Below are 15,693 nucleotides of genomic sequence, written 5' to 3'. Positions count from 1 at the left end.
CCCTGGCAACCCGGCAACGAAGGCGCCGGCCAGAGCGCCTTGCAAGGCGTACAAAACTGGCAAGCATAAGGCCAGCATATTAATGCAAACCTATAAATGCCAACCAGCTCTCATTCTATTTGGTAATAAGAGCGCCTACCCAGGAAACAGCAGACGCTTAGGAGCGCTCCAGGTTGGCCAGAATACGAGCATGCACGCCCTGACAGATGCGCTGCTCTTCCTCACTGATGCCGGCGAACAACTCGGCGCGCAGTTGCTGGGCGATGCTCTCGATCTGCTCAATCAGCGGCCGCGCCTTGGCGGTGAGCACCACCTTCTTGGCCCGGCGATCCTCAGGAACGGCAATGCGTTGCACCAGCTCCTGCCCCTCCAGGCCATCCAGCAGGCGGGCCAGGGTCGGCCCTTCCACGCCTACGGTTTGCGCCAGTTCGCGCTGAGTGGGGGCCTCCTTGAGCAAGGCCAGGTGCAGCAGCACCAACCAGCGCGCTTGGGACAGGCCAAGACCGGAGAGACGACGATCCAGTTCCGCGCGCCAGGCGCGGGATAGCTGGGCCAACTGCATACCGAAACTGTGATGGGCAAACTTGTGCATGGGTGGGGCTCTCAGCTGATTCTTGCTGCCGTCCACTTCCCCAGACTGCGCGTGGACTGCAGAAAAATCTAATTATTAGTCACCTAACCATAACTCCGGCAGGGCTGAGCGCCAACCCCGTTGTCACCATTTGACATACTGATCCTCGACAAAGCCCCATAGATTGTCGATAGAGATCGGCGGCCGCCCCGGTGGCCGCAACGTGCCCTGAAAACAACCGAATACCTGCTTGAAGTTACTGGCCAGCAGGCCGAGGTTCAGTCGTTCACCATGCAGGCCGTGGCCGCGAAAGGTCAGCTCCACCTGGCCGTCACCCGAAACGATGCGCCACGGCGCCAGCGGCTGGTCGCGGTCGTACTGGAAGTGCACACCGCCCACCGGCAGCAGTTGGCCATCGAGCCAGTAGCAGTTCTCGCTGAAGCTGGTTTCATTGACCCCACAGGATAGATTGAGGCCGACGCGGGTTGCCCCGACCAGCCCCGACAGGCACGCCCAGTTCCAGTTCGTCTCAGGACGCATGTAGCCGGCCGACCAGTCATGATGGGCGAAGGCGCCGATGTCGGCCAAGTCGAAGTTACCCAGCACACTCTGCACCTGTCCCTGGCAGCGAACCCCTGCCACCTTCTGCGCATAGACCCAGCCATCGGCCGCAGTCGGCGTGCAGATGCACATGGGCTGGAACTGCTCTTCGGAAAAGCCCGCCTCAATACGCGTGCCATCGTCCAGTTCCACCAGCAGGCTTTTCCTGGTGCCCTGGTTGTCCAGACGCAACAGGTTGGCGCCGCTGCGCAATTCGCAGATACCTGCATTGGGCTGGGTGGAGAACGACGTTCCGAGGCCCAGCGGCCGGCGGAACTGACGCTCGATCATACGCCCGGTGGAAGGCTGGAAGAGATAGACGAAGCCGGCCGTGAGCAGGCTGATATCAGCCAACGCACAGCCGCCAATCAGCTCCTCGCTGACCAGCCCAAAATACTGAAACTGGTGGTAGCGTCGCCACTTGGCCAGCGTGCCTCGCCGCTGCCCCATGGGTGAGCGGAAGTCGAAATCACGCCAGTTGATCTGCTCCGGCGCGCCGGGAAAGATGCCATAGCAGGGTTGGCCATTGGTCTGGATCAGTCGTTCCATGAATGCACCCGATGGGAAGGTGCAGTGATCCTAACAGTCACCCACGCCTGGCCAAGAGACAGGACGCGCCAGGTACAGCGACCCTTGCGGCCACTACACCTCGAACTCGGCCTGCAGCGCTGCACGCACACAATGCAGCACCCCTTCCGGCACCTGGCCGGCGAACTGCTCGGCGATCGCCGCCACCGATGGCAGTTCACCCTCCCCATCGAGGAAGGCGTCCTGAATTTCGCCCAGCAGCTCTTCCGGCAGGTCCAGCGCCTGCTCCAGGCTCAGCTGCTGGCGGCCAATGGCCTCGGCCAGCAGGTTGTAGACGCTCTTCTCGCCGCAATTGAGCTGGTTGGCGATCTGCGCCGGGGTCATGCCAGCGCGGGCCAGGCTGACCAACTCGTGGCGCAGGTCCTGCACCGTTTTCGGTGCCTCGCCCTCGCCTGCGTCGTTGAGCACTTCAAGAAAGGCCTGGCCATAGCGCTCCAGCTTGCGCGCCCCCACGCCACTGACCCGCGCCATCTCATCCAGCGTGCGCGGCTGGCTGCGCAACATTTCCAGCAAGGTGGCATCGGGAAAGATTACATAAGGCGGCACCGAGTGCTCCTCGGCCAGTTTGCGGCGCAGGGTGCGCAGCGCCTCCCACTGCTCGCGTTCCTCGCCGCGCACCAACTGGCTGGCGCTGCTGCCGGAAGCCTTGACCGCCTGCTGCGGCTTGAGGTCGCGGCGCAGCTCCAGGGTCACCTCGCCGCGCAGCAGCGGACGGCAGCTATCGGACAGACGCAGGCCGCCATAGCCCTCCAGGTCGACATCGGCCAGGCCGCGCGCCACCAGCTGGCGGAACAGCGTGCGCCACTCACCTTCGCTCAGCGCCTTGCCGATACCGAACACCGGCAGATGCTGGTGCCCCACGGCGCGAATCTTGTCGTTGTCACGGCCCAAGAGAATGTCGACCAGATGGCCGACACCATAGCGCTGGCCGCTACGGTAGATGGCCGACAGGGCCTGGCGTGCAGGTTCTGTGGCGTCCCAGGTCTGCACCTGATCGACGCAAGTGTCGCAATGGCCACAGGGCTGCGGCAGGTCTTCGTCGAAATAGGCGAGCAGCGCCTGGCGCCGGCAGCGGATCTCTTCACACAGGGCCAGCATGGCGTCGAGCTTGTGCTGTTCGACCCGCTTGTGCCGCTCGTCGCCCTCGGAGTTGGCCAGCATCTGCTTGAGGAACACCACGTCCTGCAGGCCGTAGGCCATCCAGGCGTCCGCCGGCAGGCCGTCACGACCGGCGCGGCCGGTCTCCTGGTAGTAGGCCTCCAGCGACTTGGGCAGATCCATGTGGCAGACGAAACGCACGTTGGGCTTGTCGATGCCCATGCCGAAGGCGATGGTGGCCACCATGATCAGCCCTTCCTCGTTGAGAAAGCGCTTCTGGTGGTAGCCGCGCAGGTCGTTCGACAGTCCGGCGTGGTAGGGCAGCGCCGGATAACCCTGGGCACTAAGGAACTCGGCGACCTCCTCGACCTTCTTGCGCGACAGGCAGTAGACGATGCCGGCATCGCCCTTGCGCGCCGCAAGGAAGGCCAGCAGCTGCTTGCGCGGCTGGTCCTTGGGCTGGATGCGGTAGAAGATGTTCGGCCGATCGAAACTGGAGAGAAAGCGCTCGGCGTTCTCCAGGTGCAGGCGCTGAACGATTTCCTCGCGGGTGCGCTTGTCCGCCGTGGCGGTCAGGGCGATGCGCGGCACGCTGGGAAACAGTTCGGCGAGCTGGCCCAGCTGCAGGTATTCCGGGCGGAAGTCATGTCCCCACTGCGATACGCAGTGCGCCTCGTCGATGGCGAACAGGGCGACCTTGGGCAAGCGCTGCAGGAAATCCAGCATGCGCGGCTGCACCAGGCGCTCGGGGGCCAGGTAGAGAAACTTGATCTCGTCACGGCGGATGCGCTCGGCGATCTCGCGCTGCTCGTCGTTGCTCAGCGTCGAATTGAGTGCCACGGCAGCCACGCCCAGCTCATCCAGGGTGGCAACCTGATCCTCCATCAGCGCGATCAGCGGCGACACAATCACCGCCAGGCCCTCGCGCAACAATCCCGGCACCTGGTAGCAGAGCGATTTGCCACCGCCGGTGGGCATCAGCACCAGGGCATCGTCACCACCCGCCACGCGTTCGATGATCGCCGCCTGGTTGCCACGAAAGGCGTCGTAACCGAAGACATCTTTGAGAATGCGAAGGGCGGCGGACATGGGTGGTGGGGTCATCCGTTGTTTGCAGGAGCGGCCGCGCAGTATACGCGAGCCGACCAGCCGGGGCGTCCTCGCCCGTCGGCCGTGCTTTTGCGGGCACGGGCGGCTAGAATCCCGGTGTTTTCCCACTCAAGGTAGTCCCACGATGTCCTTCGCTGAGCAACTGTCCCGCCTGCAAGCCTTTCTCGATGCCGATGACCTGCATGAGGAAGCGCTGGACTACATCGCCGCCCACGGCTACCTGACCGCCCTGAGCATCTGCCCCGAGCAGGTGCCGGAACGCGAGTGGATCGACGCGCTGTTCGCCGAGCCGCCGCACTACCGCAGCGACATCGAGCGCGAAGAAGTGGAAATCACCCTGCACCTGCTCAAGTCGCACATCGCTCGCCAGCTGGCCAGCGATGACGAGCCGGAAATCCCCTGCGAGCTGGACCTGGGTGAAAACCCGGACGACTCCGAGCTGCGCGGCTGGTGCATCGGCTTCATGGAAGGCGTGTTCCTGCGCGAGGCCGTGTGGTTCGAGGACGCCGAGGACGAAGTCAGTGAGCTGCTGCTGCCGATCATGGTTGCCTCCGGCCTGTTCGACGAGCAGCCGGAATTCGCCGAAATCGCCCGCGACCAGCAACTGGTGGACAGCATGGTCGACCAGATTCCAGACGTGCTCACCGCCCTGTTCCTGCTGTGCCAGGCTCCGGAAGAAAAACCCGCACTGCTCAAGCCCCGTCACCACTAAGGTGCGCCCATGGCGCACGCCGACATCCAGCAGAGTCGCCACCGCAGCGTGCGTTACGTGCTGCTGGTGCTCGGCTGGCTGAGCGTTGCGCTGGGGGTGATCGGCATTTTCGTGCCGGTATTGCCGACTACGCCCTTCCTGCTGCTGGCCGCAGCCTGCTTCGTGCGCAGCTCGCGGCGCTTCTATCTCTGGCTGGTCAACCACAAGCATCTCGGCCCGTGGATCCGTGACTACCTGGAAGGCAACGGCATTCCGCTCAAGGGCAAGGTCTACGCCATCGGTCTGATGTGGCTCAGCATTGGCCTGTCCTGCTACCTGGTGCCGCTGTTCTGGGCCCGAGCCTTCATGCTCGGCAGCGCGGTACTGGTCAGCTGCTACATTCTGCGCCAGAAGACCCTGCCAAGCCGCTGATCGCCTGACCGGGCGAAACCGGCAAAGTCATAGCTCCTTGCCTACACTCTCCTGACTTCCCATGGAGAGGTCCTTCATGAAGCAACCCAGCACTCAGGGACGAGCCCAGCGCCTGCCGGCGATCTGGCTCATGCTGGGCACCCTACTGATTGCCGCTGCTTCCTGGGCCAACTGGAACTTCGAGCTGATCATCGGCAATGCGGAGAAGCGCTACGGCAACCTGGGCAATGCAAAAACCCGTATCCAGGCCTGGGACGAGCTGATCCGCGCCAGCCAAAGCCTCTCCGAAAAAGACAAGCTGACCAGCGTCAATCGCTTCTTCAATCGCCAGTTCCGCTTCTCCGACGATATCCGCAACTGGCGTCAGAACGACTATTGGGCAACGCCTATCGAGGCGCTGGTCAAGGGCGCCGGCGACTGCGAAGACTATTCCATCGCCAAATACTTCACCCTGCGTCGCCTCGGCGTGCCCTCGGAAAAACTGCGCATCACCTACGTCAAAGCCTTGCAGTACAACCAGGCGCACATGGTGCTGACCTACTACGCCAGCCCCAGTGCCGAGCCACTGGTGCTGGACAACCTGATCGGCGAAATCCGCCCCGCCTCCCAGCGCAAGGATCTGCTGCCGGTCTACGCCTTCAATGCCGAGGGGCTCTACCTGCCCGGCCAGACCGGCAAGAAGAGCGACACTAAGAAACTCTCGCGCTGGCAGGACCTGCTGAAAAAGATGCGCGCCGAAGGCTTCGATATCGGCGAGGGTTAGGAGAAGACCATGTCCCTGTTGAAACAGCTATTTCTCGCCATCTGCCTGTTCCTCGTGGTGGCCTTCACCGGTAGCTTCATTTCCGGCGTGGAGAGCTCCCGGGAACAATTGCTCGGTCAGTTGCGCTCCCACGCGCAGGACGCCGCCACCGCCCTCGGCCTGTCGATGACCCCGCATGTGGACGACCCGGCAATGATCGAGCTGATGGTCAGCTCGATCTTCGACAGCGGCTATTTCGCTACCATCCGCGTAGTGCGTATTCCCGGCGACGAGGTGATTGTGGAGCGCCGCACCACCACGACCTCCGACAAAGTTCCGTCCTGGTTCGTCGACTTGGTGCACCTCGAACCGCAAGGGGGCGATGCCCTTATCATGCGCGGCTGGGAGCAGGCGGCACGGGTCGAAGTGCTCAGCCATCCCCAGTTCGCCCTGGCCAAGCTATGGGACAGCGCCGTCGGCAGCCTGCTCTGGCTACTGCTCTGCGGGGTGGTCAGCGCCATCCTTGGCGGCTGGCTGCTACGCACCCAGCTGCGTCCGCTGGACAACATGGTGCAACAGGCCCAGGCCATCACCCGCCGCGAGTTCCTCACCCTACCCCGCGTGCCGCGTACACCCGAGCTGAAGCGCGTGGTACTGGCGATGAACCAGATGGTCGAAAAACTCAAGCAGCTGTTCGCCGAGGAGGCTGCGCGCAGCGAGAAACTGCGCGAGGAGGCCTACCAGGACACCCTCACCGGCCTGGCCAACCGCCGTCTGTTCGATATCCAGTTGGCCAGTCAGCTGGACGCCAACGAGCAGAACGCCGAGGGCTACGTGATGTTCCTGCGGGTCAATGACCTCGGCGGTCTCAACCAGCGCCTGGGCGGACAGAAGACCGACGAGCTGATCGGCGCCATCGGCGAAATCCTCAAGCGCCTGCTCGCAGAACGCGGCAGCCCGGACTGGCTGGCCTCACGCAGCCGCGGCGGCGAGTTCACCCTGCTGGCACCCGGCCTGGCCGGCGAGGATGCCGACCGCCTGGCCATGAGCCTGACCGAAAGCCTGGAAAGCCTGCGCCAGACCGGCGCCAGCGACTGCACGCCGGTCACCCACCTGGGCATCGCCGCCTTCAAGCCTGGTGAAGAGGCCAGCACGGTGATCGCCCGCGCCGACCAGGCGCTGGCCCAGGCCCAGGCTCACCCCGGCAAGCCCTGGGAGCGGGTGGACGATTTCAATGCCCTGGCCGGGCAGGGGCAGCATGACTGGCGCAAGTGGATCGATGAAGCGCTCAATCAAGCCAAGCTGCAGCTGTACTTTCAGCCGGTGGTCAACTGCACCGAGCGCGGCCAGGTCATTCATCAGAAGGTACTGGCGCGCCTGCTCGACCCCCAGGGTGAAGCCATCGCCGCCGGCCGCTTCCTGCCCTGGATCGAACGCCTGGGTTGGACCGCGCGCTTCGACCTGGCCATGCTCGAACACAGTCTGGCCCACCTGAGCAGCCATCCGCAGCCCCTGGCACTGAGCCTGTCCGCTGCAACCCTGCGCGAGCCCGACCACTTGAACAAGCTGCTGGAGATGCTCAGGGCACACCCGGAGCAAGGTGAGTTGATGACTCTGGAACTGGACGAACGCCACCTGCCTCCGGCTGCCGAGCTGGAAAAACTCAGCCAGCAGGTGCGCGAAACCGGCTTCAGTCTGGGCCTGCAGCACTTCGGTGGGCGCTTCAGCCTGATCGGCAACCTCACTCACTTGGGCCTGGCCTACCTGAAGATCGATGGCAGCTACATCCGCGCCATCGACCAGGAAGATGACAAGCGGGTATTCATCGAAGCAATCTTCCGCGCCACCAACAGCATCGATCTGCCATTGATCGCCGAGATGGTCGAAACCGAAGGCGAGCTGGCGGTAATCAAGGAGCTGGGTATCGATGGCGCCATGGGCCGTCTGATTGGTGCACCCGCGCCCTGGCAGGGTTAACTGCGGAACAACTTATCCAGCTCGGGTAGCGCCGCGCCCTCTTCGGCGCAGGCGCGCACCTGATCGATCAGCGGAGCCAAGCCATACCCCTGGCCACTCAGCCAGACGTCGTCGTAATAGGTGGTGGCGTAGCGCTCGCCGCCATCGCAGAGAATGGCCACCACCGAGCCACGCTCTCCCGCCTCGACCATGCGCTGCGCCACCAACAAAGCACCAACCAGATTGGTACCGCTGGAGGCACCGACTCGCCGCCCCAGGCGTTGCGCCAGGTAGTGCATGGCGGCCAGGGACAGGGCATCGGGCACCTTGCACATGGCGTCCAGCACATCCGGCATGAACGAAGGCTCGACCCGTGGCCGGCCGATGCCCTCGATGCGCGAACCGCAATCCAGAGTCAGATTGCGATCACCACTGACATAGCTGTCGAAAAACACCGAGCGCTCGGCATCGGCGCAGAGCACGCGGGTGCTGTGCTGGCGATAGCGCACATAGCGCCCCAGGGTCGCCAGGGTGCCACCGGTGCCGGGGCTGGAGACCAGCCAGTGTGGCACCGGGTGCGACTCATGACGCATCTGCTGGAAGATCGACTCGGCGATGTTGTTGTTCGCCCGCCAGTCGGTAGCGCGCTCGGCGTAGGTGAACTGATCCATGAAGTGGCCGCCGGTCTCCCGAGCCAGCCGCACGGATTCGGCATGAATCTGCGTGGGGTCGTCCACCAGATGGGCTCGACCGCCGTAGAAGGCGATCTGCGCCAGCTTTTCTTTGGCGGTGGAAGCCGGCACCACGGCAATGAACGGCAGTCCCAGCAGCCGCGCGAAATAAGCCTCGGAAATCGCCGTGGAGCCGCTGGAAGCCTCGATCACCGGCGCCCCGGGCTTGAGCCAGCCATTGCACAGGGCATACAGAAACAACGAACGCGCCAGGCGGTGCTTGAGGCTGCCGGTGGGGTGGCTGGACTCGTCCTTGAAATACAGCTCGACGCCCGGCAGCCCCGGCAACGCCAGGGGGATCAGGTGGGTATCGGCGCTGCGCTGAAAGTCCGCCTCGATGATGCGTATCGCCTCGCGGGCCCACTGGCGTAGATAGGTCATGGATGTGTCCTCAATCGAGAATACCGGCCGGCACCGGGGTGCTGCCGCGCCACTGGCTGAGTGCAACCCCTGCGAAGACCAGGGCGGCTGCGGCGTACTGCCACGAGCTCAGGCTTTCGCCGAGCAACAACGCAGCAAACAGCAAGGTGAACACCGGCAGCAGATTGGTGAAGCCGGAGGCCTGGCTGACCGGCAGGCGGCTGACACCGAAGTTGTACAGGCCATAGGCTCCCACCGTAACCAGCAGTCCCAGATAGGCCACTGCAGCAATGCCCTGGAAACTCAGTTCAGCGGGTAACGACTGCCCCGCCAGCGCCAATGGCAAAAAGAACAGCGTGCCGATAAAAGCTTGCATGGCGGTCAGCACAAAGGGCGAGTAGCGCTCGCATAGACGCTTGAGCAACAGGGAATAGGCCGTGGCGCAGAGCACGGCAAGAAATTCGTAGAAGTTGCCCAGCAGCGGAGCCGGCGCGCTGGCATCGGCTTCACCGATCAGGCTCAGCCACAGCGCCCCGATCAGCGCCAGGAGAAAGCCTGCCCAGGTAGTCGCAGCGATGCGCTCACGCAGAAAGAAGAAGGCGCCCACTGCCACCAACATGGGTAGCAAGGCGGTGATCATCCCCGCCTGAGATGCGCTGGTGTGCTGCAGCGCGAGGGCTTCGAAGATGAAGTACAGGCAGGGCTCGCAAGCCGCGAGTAACAGCAGGTAGCGCCAGTCGCCAGGGCGGTACTCGACACGCCCTCGCCAGCGCCAGGCCAGCAGGAACACCAGACTGCCGATGGCCATGCGTCCGAATACCACCCACATCGGCGGCAGCTCGGCAAAGGCCAGCTTGAGGGCAATGAAGGAACTGCCCCACAGCGCCATGGCCAGCACCAGGCAAAGCGTTGCAAATGTCCGCCCCGGCATGACTGCCTCTCCAGAAAACCGACAGTCTAGAAGCCGTGGTGGAACCCGGACAGGCACAGCCAGCCAGGAAAACTGTGCTCCCGCCTGGTCACTCTTCCCAGGGTTTGCCGCGGGTGGCCGAGTCAATCGGCAGCTTTTGCTGCAAGGCGGCCTTGGCCAGCATGTGCGCGCTGACCGGCGCGGTGATGAAGAGGAACAGGGTGATCAGCAGTTCGTGCAGGCTGATGCCCTCCTCCCCCGCGCCGAAGAACAACATGGAAGCGACCACCAGCCCCCCCACGCCCAGCGTAGTGGCCTTGGTGGGGCTGTGCAGGCGGGTGAAAAAATCGGGAAAACGCACCAGACCAACTGCGCCGACCAGGGTAAACAAGCTGCCAGCCAGCAGGAAAAACGCGACCAAGGCTTCAATCCAGATATTCATGCGTCGCTCCTACTCGATGATGTCGCCGCGCAGCAGGTACTTGGTCACCGCCACCGTGCCAATAAAACCCATCACCGCAATCAGCAGAGCCGCCTCGAAGTACAGGTCGGAGCCCTCCCAGATACCCAGCAGCACGATCAGGGCAATCGCATTGATGTACAGCGTATCCAGAGCCAGGATGCGATCCGGCATGCTCGGCCCGCGGATCAGCCGTACCAGGGTCAACAGCAGCGCCAGTCCAACCAGGGCGACGCACAGGGGGATCACGTAGGCGAGCATGCGAACACCTCCAGCAGCGGGCGCTCGTAGCGCTGTTTGATCTGCGCCACCAGCGCGGCCTCATCGTCGATATCCAGGCAATGCAGTAGCAGGGTGCGGCGATCGGCACTGAGGTTGGCGGACACTGTGCCCGGCGTCAGGCAGATGATGCTGGCCAGCATGGTCAGCGCCAGTTCGTCGGTCAGTTCCAGGGGGACCTCGACGAAGGCCGGGCGTGGCCGGGTGAACGGGTTGAGCACCAGGCGCGCCACCTGCAGGTTGGCGACGATAATGTCGAACAGCACCAGCAGCAGGAAACGACACAACTGCCAGGGCTTGGCAATCTGCGGCGGGTTGATCCAGAACAGCTGTGACACCAGCGGGATCACCCAGCCCAGAAAAGCGCCCAGCAACATATGGCCGAAGCTGAAGTCGTTGACCAGCAGCAACCAGAGCAGCAGCAGGAACAGGCTCAGCAGTGGATGCGGTAGCCAGCGCCAGGTTCTCATTGGCCACCTCCGAGCAGCAGATAGGTATTCACATCCAGCAATTGCAACGCCGCGGCACTCAGGTACTCCAGCACGGGAGCAGCCAGCAGGGTCAGCAATGGGCTGAGCAGGAATAGGCCCACACAGGCCAGCAGACGGCCACGATCGAGTTCAGAACTATCCAGCTGATCCTGGCCGACACGCCAGAAAATGGTGCTTCCCGCGCGACTCAAAGCCACCAGCATGCCCAGACCGCCGACCAGCAGCAGCGGCCACAGCCACAGGGCGTACTGCCAGTCGCTGGCGGCACGCAACAGCAACAGCTTGCCGATAAAGCCCGACAGCGGCGGCAAACCGGCAATGGCGATGGCACCAAGGAAAAACAGCCCGCCAAGCAGGCGTGGGTGCTGGAGTGCCGGGCCCTGGACCAGATCGCCCGTTTTGTCGCCACGCTGGCGCGAAACCAGGTCGACCAGCAGGAACATGGCCGCCGACACCCAGGTGGTGTGTAGCCAGTAATACAGCGCCGCCTGCAGCGAGGCAGGGGTGCCGATGGCCATGCCAGCCAGCAGGGTTCCCACCGAGACAACCAGCAGATAGGCGATCAAACGCTGCAGGCTGCTGGCGGACAGGGCACCGAGCACGCCCGCGGCCAGGGTCAGCAGGGCCAGTGGCCAGAGCCACTCCTGGGCCAGATTGGCCAGGCTGCCGGCCTCGCTGCCAAACACCAGGGTGTAAACCCGCAGAATCGAATACAGACCCACCTTGGTCATGATGGCGAACAGCGCCGCCACCGGAGCACTGGCCGAGGCATAGGCGCTCGGCAACCAGAAATACAGCGGCAGGAAGGCCGCCTTGAGGCCGAACACCAGCAACAGCAGCAGACCGGCAGCCCCCAGGATTGGTGCCTGGTCCGCAGAGGCAGCAGCCACTTTCACTGCCAGATCGGCGATGTTCAGCGTGCCGGTAATACCGTACAGGGTACCCACGGCGATCAGAAACAGCGCCGAACCCAGCAGGTTGAGCACCACGTAGTGCAACCCTGCCCTCACCCGCTCGCGACCACCGCCATGCAGTAGCAGCGCATAGGAAGCAATCAGCAGGATCTCGAAGAACACGAACAGGTTGAACAGATCGCCGGTAAGGAAGGCGCCATTGATCCCCAGCAACTGAAACTGGAACAGCGCATGGAAACTGCTGCCACGTTCGTCATCGCCACGCATCGCATACAGCAGGGCGAACAGTGCCAGCACCGCGGTCAGCAGCAGCATCAGGGCACTGAGGCGATCCAGCAACAGCACGATACCGAACGGTGCGGCCCAGTTGCCGAGGGTGTACTGCTGCAGCTCACCCAGCCCGGCCAGGTGCACCAGCCACAGGCTGACCGGCAACAACGCCAGAGTGGCCAGCAGCGACAGAGAGCGCTGCGCCGCCATGCGAACACGCCCGCCCAGCAGTAACAGGCCGCCGGCGAACAGCGGAATAAGGACCGGCAGGATCAGCGCATGATTCATCGGCGCGGTTCTCCACCATCCACATGGTCGGTATCGTGCTCACCCAGGCTACGCAGAGCCAGCACCACAACAAAGGCGGTCATGGCGAACCCGATGACGATGGCAGTCAGCACCAAGGCCTGGGGCAATGGGTCGGTATAGCTCGCGCCCTCACGAATAACCGCAGGTACGCCACTGTGCAGGCGGCCCATGGAAAATAAGAACAGGTTGACCGCGTAGGACAACAGGGTCAGGCCCATGACCACGGGAAAGGTGCGGGCACGCAGCAGCAAATACACGCCGCTGGCGGTCAGCACACCGAGTACCAGAGCGAACAGGGCTTCCATCTCAGAGCAACTCCTCGGTGCTATTGCCACGGGTCAGCTTGCCCAGGCTGGCGAGAATCGTCAGGGTGGCGCCGACCACGGCGAGGTAGACGCCGAGATCGAACAACATGGCGGTGGCCAGCTCGAACTCTCCCACCAGCGGCAGGTGGAAGTGGCCGAACGAAGTGGTCAGGTAGGGATAACCGAACAACCAGCTACCCAGCCCGGTCAAGCCGGCAAGCAATACACCGGCACCGGCCACGCGCTGGTAGTCCAGCGGCAGGCGGCTCTGCGTCCAGCTCACGCCATTGGCGACATACTGCAGGATCAGCGCCACGGCGGTGATCAGGCCGGCAATGAAACCGCCGCCCGGCAGGTTATGACCGCGCAGGAAGATGAACACCGACACCAGCAGCGCCAGCGGCAGCAGCACCCGCGACAGGGTGGACAGGAACAGCGGATGACGGTCGCGGGCCCAGTGGTGCCCGGCGCTGTCGGCCTGCGGCTGATACAGGCGCAGGCCTTCGAGCAGAGCGAAGATGCCCACGGCGGCGATGGCCAGCACAGTGACCTCGCCCAGGGTATCGAAGCCACGGAAGTCCACCAGGATCACGTTGACCACGTTGGTACCGCCGCCGCCCGACACACTGTTGTCCAGGAAGAAACCGGAGATGCTCTGTAGCGGGCGCGTCAGCACGGCATACGCCAGCAACGCCACCACCCCACCGCAGCCCACCGCCACGATGAAGTCACGCAAGCCACGCAGACTGCTGCTCTCGGCTGGCGTGTGCGACGGCATGAAGTACAGCGCCAGCATCAGCAGGATGATGGTCACCACCTCCACCGATAGCTGGGTCAGGGCCAGATCCGGCGCCGAATAACGGGCAAACACCAAGGAGACCAGCAGACCGACCACACTGAGCATAAGCAGCGCCACCAGACGCTGGCGATGGAAGATCACCGTCAGCAGCGCCGCCACGCACAGCACCGTAGCGCCCATCAGCCCCGGCCCGTCCAGAGGTGACAAGCCCAATGAACCGGTAAAGCGTGGCAGGCCGGTCAGACTGCTGACCACCACCGCCAGCGCAGCGAGCAGCATCAGCGCCAGATAACGCTGCAGCGAACCGTTCTCCAGCAGCGCGGTAATCCGCCGGCTGAGTGCCACCACGGCGCGTACGCCACGCTCGAACACATCCTTGGCGTCCACCTCGGGCAGGCCGGCATACCAGCGGAACAGCGGCTGGCGGAACAGGTACACCAGAATGCCGCCCAGCGTGGCAGCAAAACTCATGGCCAACGGCAGGTTGAAGCCATGCCAGATGGCCAGGTTGTACTCCGGCAGCGGACCATTGAGGCTGGCCTGGGCCGCCACCGACAGCAGCGGCGCCACGGTATAGCCCGGCAGCATGCCCACCAGCAGGCAGAGGAAGACCAGCACCTCCACCGGCACCTTCATATAGCGTGGCGGCTCGTGGGGCGGGAACTTGGGCAGGTTGACCGGCTCGCCGTTGAAGAACACGTCATGGATGAAACGCAGCGAATAGGCCACCGAGAACACTCCGGCCAGGGTCGCAGCAGCCGGAATCACCCAGTTGAAGCTGCCCAGCAGATCCTGCTGCAGGGTCTCGCCAAAGAACATTTCCTTGCTCAGGAAGCCGTTGAGCAACGGCACGCCGGCCATCGCCGAAGACGCCACCATCGCCAGCACCGCCGTGTGCGGCAGGTACTTCCACATGCCATTGATGCGACGCATGTCGCGACTGCCGGTCTCGTGATCGATGATCCCCGCAGCCATGAACAGCGAAGCCTTGAAGGTCGCGTGGTTGATAATGTGGAACACCGCCGCCACCGTCGCCATGCGCGAGTCGAGGCCGAACAGCAGAGTGATCAATCCCAGGTGGCTGATGGTCGAGTAGGCCAGCAGACCCTTGAGATCGTGCTGAAACAGGGCCATGCCGGCGCCCACCAGCAAGGTCGCCAGGCCGGTCAGGCTGACCAGGTAGAACCACAGGTCGGAGCCGCTCAGTACCGGGTACAGGCGCGCCAGCAAAAAGACCCCGGCCTTGACCATGGTCGCCGAGTGCAGATAGGCCGACACCGGCGTCGGCGCCGCCATGGCATGTGGCAGCCAGAAGTGGAACGGGAACTGCGCCGACTTGGTGAACACACCCAGCAGCACCAGCACCAGCATCAGCGGATACAGCGCATGGGCACGCACCTGATCGCCGGCCGCCAGCACTTCGCTGAGCTGGAAGCTGCCGGCCATCTGCCCCAGCAGCAGCACCCCGGCCAGTAACGCCAGGCCACCGCCACCGGTTACCGCCAGCGCCATGCGCGCGCCTTTGCGGGCATCGCCTCGATTACCCCAGAAGCCGATCAGCAGGAAGGACGACAGGCTGGTCAGCTCCCAGAACACCATCATCAACAGCAGGTTTTCCGACAGCACCACGCCGAGCATGGCGCCCATGAACAGCAGCAGGTAGGAGAAGAAACGCCCGACCGGCTCGCGCTCGGACAGGTAGTAGCGGGCATAAAGGATGACCAGCAGGCCGATACCGAGGATCAGCAGGGCGAACAGAAAGCCCAGGCCGTCCAGGCGCAGCGAGAGATTCAGTCCCAGCTCGGGCAACCAGTTGTACGACACCAGCAGGCGCTCGCCAGCGAATACCCGCGGGGCCAGCCAGAGCAGCCAGGCCAGGCCCAGCAGGGGTGCGACGGCGGCGGCCAGCGTAGTCTGCACGCGGCCGAAACGATCAAACAGGATGGGCAGGAGAGCGCCGAAAAACGGCAAGCCGACAATGAGCAGCAGCTCCATGAATCTCCCCTTTCCTCAAGCCCCATGCCGCTGCACAGCTGGGGCGAATCAGACTTTCCATTGCGCCGCTAAGTCGTTGTCA

General features: G+C 63.8%; 15 protein-coding genes. 4 read left to right on the top strand and 11 right to left on the bottom strand.

What is annotated here, in order from left to right:
• Positions 1-157: 157 nt before the first annotated feature.
• The 3 genes from ACF8C6_RS01150 to recQ all read right to left on the bottom strand — a co-directional run bounded on the left by ACF8C6_RS01150 (position 158) and on the right by recQ (position 3,946).
• Complete coding sequence (locus ACF8C6_RS01150) at positions 158-592, bottom strand: MarR family transcriptional regulator (protein WP_277689791.1); 435 nt, start codon at positions 590-592, stop codon at positions 158-160.
• A gap of 123 nt (positions 593-715) precedes the next feature.
• Complete coding sequence (locus ACF8C6_RS01145; RefSeq protein ID WP_392497627.1) at positions 716-1,720, bottom strand: DUF2804 domain-containing protein; 1,005 nt, start codon at positions 1,718-1,720, stop codon at positions 716-718.
• Positions 1,721-1,813: 93 nt separating this feature from the next.
• Positions 1,814-3,946, bottom strand: a complete 2,133-nt coding sequence (recQ, locus tag ACF8C6_RS01140; protein WP_392497626.1) for a DNA helicase RecQ — start codon at positions 3,944-3,946, stop codon at positions 1,814-1,816.
• Between the two features lie 145 nt (positions 3,947-4,091).
• Here recQ and ACF8C6_RS01135 point away from each other — a divergent pair, with 145 nt between their 5' ends.
• The 4 genes from ACF8C6_RS01135 (at position 4,092) to lapD (ending at position 7,809) form a co-directional block, all read left to right on the top strand.
• Positions 4,092-4,679 (top strand): UPF0149 family protein, encoded by a 588-nt coding sequence (locus ACF8C6_RS01135; protein ID WP_392497625.1) that lies wholly within the window; start codon positions 4,092-4,094, stop codon positions 4,677-4,679.
• Positions 4,680-4,688: 9 nt separating this feature from the next.
• Positions 4,689-5,090 (top strand): YbaN family protein, encoded by a 402-nt coding sequence (locus ACF8C6_RS01130; protein WP_277689795.1) that lies wholly within the window; start codon positions 4,689-4,691, stop codon positions 5,088-5,090.
• A 76-nt stretch (positions 5,091-5,166) separates the two neighbouring features.
• Positions 5,167-5,853, top strand: coding sequence for a cysteine protease LapG (gene lapG, locus ACF8C6_RS01125; protein WP_392497624.1), 687 nt, complete (start codon positions 5,167-5,169; stop codon positions 5,851-5,853).
• A gap of 9 nt (positions 5,854-5,862) precedes the next feature.
• Positions 5,863-7,809 carry a cyclic di-GMP receptor LapD gene (gene lapD, locus ACF8C6_RS01120; protein WP_392497623.1) on the top strand — a complete coding sequence of 649 codons (1,947 nt, stop codon included), beginning with the start codon at positions 5,863-5,865 and terminating at the stop codon, positions 7,807-7,809.
• Here the strand turns inward: lapD and ACF8C6_RS01115 are convergent.
• The 8 genes from ACF8C6_RS01115 to ACF8C6_RS01080 all read right to left on the bottom strand — a co-directional run bounded on the left by ACF8C6_RS01115 (position 7,806) and on the right by ACF8C6_RS01080 (position 15,611).
• Entirely contained in the window at positions 7,806-8,900 is a 1,095-nt protein-coding gene (locus tag ACF8C6_RS01115) for a PLP-dependent cysteine synthase family protein (protein ID WP_392497622.1), read from the bottom strand. The genes lapD and ACF8C6_RS01115 overlap by 4 nt on opposite strands.
• 10 nt (positions 8,901-8,910) lie before the next feature.
• Positions 8,911-9,810, bottom strand: a complete 900-nt coding sequence (locus ACF8C6_RS01110; RefSeq protein ID WP_392497621.1) for a DMT family transporter — start codon at positions 9,808-9,810, stop codon at positions 8,911-8,913.
• Positions 9,811-9,898: 88 nt separating this feature from the next.
• Positions 9,899-10,231: a Na+/H+ antiporter subunit G gene (locus ACF8C6_RS01105; RefSeq protein WP_392497620.1), complete on the bottom strand. Its 333-nt coding sequence runs from the start codon at positions 10,229-10,231 to the stop codon at positions 9,899-9,901.
• A 9-nt stretch (positions 10,232-10,240) separates the two neighbouring features.
• Positions 10,241-10,510, bottom strand: coding sequence for a K+/H+ antiporter subunit F (locus ACF8C6_RS01100; protein WP_277689802.1), 270 nt, complete (start codon positions 10,508-10,510; stop codon positions 10,241-10,243).
• Positions 10,495-10,998, bottom strand: coding sequence for a Na+/H+ antiporter subunit E (locus ACF8C6_RS01095; protein ID WP_392497619.1), 504 nt, complete (start codon positions 10,996-10,998; stop codon positions 10,495-10,497). The genes ACF8C6_RS01100 and ACF8C6_RS01095 overlap by 16 nt, the downstream gene beginning before the upstream one ends.
• Positions 10,995-12,491, bottom strand: coding sequence for a monovalent cation/H+ antiporter subunit D (locus ACF8C6_RS01090; protein ID WP_392497618.1), 1,497 nt, complete (start codon positions 12,489-12,491; stop codon positions 10,995-10,997). The genes ACF8C6_RS01095 and ACF8C6_RS01090 overlap by 4 nt, the downstream gene beginning before the upstream one ends.
• Positions 12,488-12,817 carry a Na+/H+ antiporter subunit C gene (locus tag ACF8C6_RS01085; protein ID WP_392497617.1) on the bottom strand — a complete coding sequence of 110 codons (330 nt, stop codon included), beginning with the start codon at positions 12,815-12,817 and terminating at the stop codon, positions 12,488-12,490. Before ACF8C6_RS01085 ends, ACF8C6_RS01090 begins: the two co-directional genes overlap by 4 nt.
• A gap of 1 nt (position 12,818) precedes the next feature.
• Positions 12,819-15,611, bottom strand: a complete 2,793-nt coding sequence (locus ACF8C6_RS01080) for a monovalent cation/H+ antiporter subunit A (RefSeq protein ID WP_392497616.1) — start codon at positions 15,609-15,611, stop codon at positions 12,819-12,821.
• Positions 15,612-15,693: the final 82 nt, after the last annotated feature.

It is taken from the genome of Pseudomonas sp. zbq_18, assembly GCF_043102245.1.
Lineage (GTDB): Bacteria > Pseudomonadota > Gammaproteobacteria > Pseudomonadales > Pseudomonadaceae > Aquipseudomonas.
This window is presented reverse-complemented; position numbering and strand designations above follow the sequence as displayed.

Excerpts from the sequence above, each read along its gene's own strand:
- ACF8C6_RS01080 (WP_392497616.1), bottom strand. The coding sequence starts at position 15,611 with ATGGAGCTGCTGCTCATTGTCGGCTTGCCGTTTTTCGGCGCTCTCCTG.
- ACF8C6_RS01105 (WP_392497620.1), bottom strand. The coding sequence starts at position 10,231 with ATGAATATCTGGATTGAAGCCTTGGTCGCGTTTTTCCTGCTGGCTGGC.
- ACF8C6_RS01090 (WP_392497618.1), bottom strand. The coding sequence starts at position 12,491 with ATGAATCATGCGCTGATCCTGCCGGTCCTTATTCCGCTGTTCGCCGGC.
- ACF8C6_RS01130 (WP_277689795.1), top strand. The coding sequence starts at position 4,689 with ATGGCGCACGCCGACATCCAGCAGAGTCGCCACCGCAGCGTGCGTTAC.
- ACF8C6_RS01100 (WP_277689802.1), bottom strand. The coding sequence starts at position 10,510 with ATGCTCGCCTACGTGATCCCCCTGTGCGTCGCCCTGGTTGGACTGGCG.
- ACF8C6_RS01110 (WP_392497621.1), bottom strand. The coding sequence starts at position 9,810 with ATGCCGGGGCGGACATTTGCAACGCTTTGCCTGGTGCTGGCCATGGCG.
- recQ (WP_392497626.1), bottom strand. The coding sequence starts at position 3,946 with ATGTCCGCCGCCCTTCGCATTCTCAAAGATGTCTTCGGTTACGACGCC.
- ACF8C6_RS01135 (WP_392497625.1), top strand. The coding sequence starts at position 4,092 with ATGTCCTTCGCTGAGCAACTGTCCCGCCTGCAAGCCTTTCTCGATGCC.
- ACF8C6_RS01095 (WP_392497619.1), bottom strand. The coding sequence starts at position 10,998 with ATGAGAACCTGGCGCTGGCTACCGCATCCACTGCTGAGCCTGTTCCTG.
- ACF8C6_RS01085 (WP_392497617.1), bottom strand. The coding sequence starts at position 12,817 with ATGGAAGCCCTGTTCGCTCTGGTACTCGGTGTGCTGACCGCCAGCGGC.
- lapG (WP_392497624.1), top strand. The coding sequence starts at position 5,167 with ATGAAGCAACCCAGCACTCAGGGACGAGCCCAGCGCCTGCCGGCGATC.
- ACF8C6_RS01145 (WP_392497627.1), bottom strand. The coding sequence starts at position 1,720 with ATGGAACGACTGATCCAGACCAATGGCCAACCCTGCTATGGCATCTTT.
- ACF8C6_RS01150 (WP_277689791.1), bottom strand. The coding sequence starts at position 592 with ATGCACAAGTTTGCCCATCACAGTTTCGGTATGCAGTTGGCCCAGCTA.
- lapD (WP_392497623.1), top strand. The coding sequence starts at position 5,863 with ATGTCCCTGTTGAAACAGCTATTTCTCGCCATCTGCCTGTTCCTCGTG.
- ACF8C6_RS01115 (WP_392497622.1), bottom strand. The coding sequence starts at position 8,900 with ATGACCTATCTACGCCAGTGGGCCCGCGAGGCGATACGCATCATCGAG.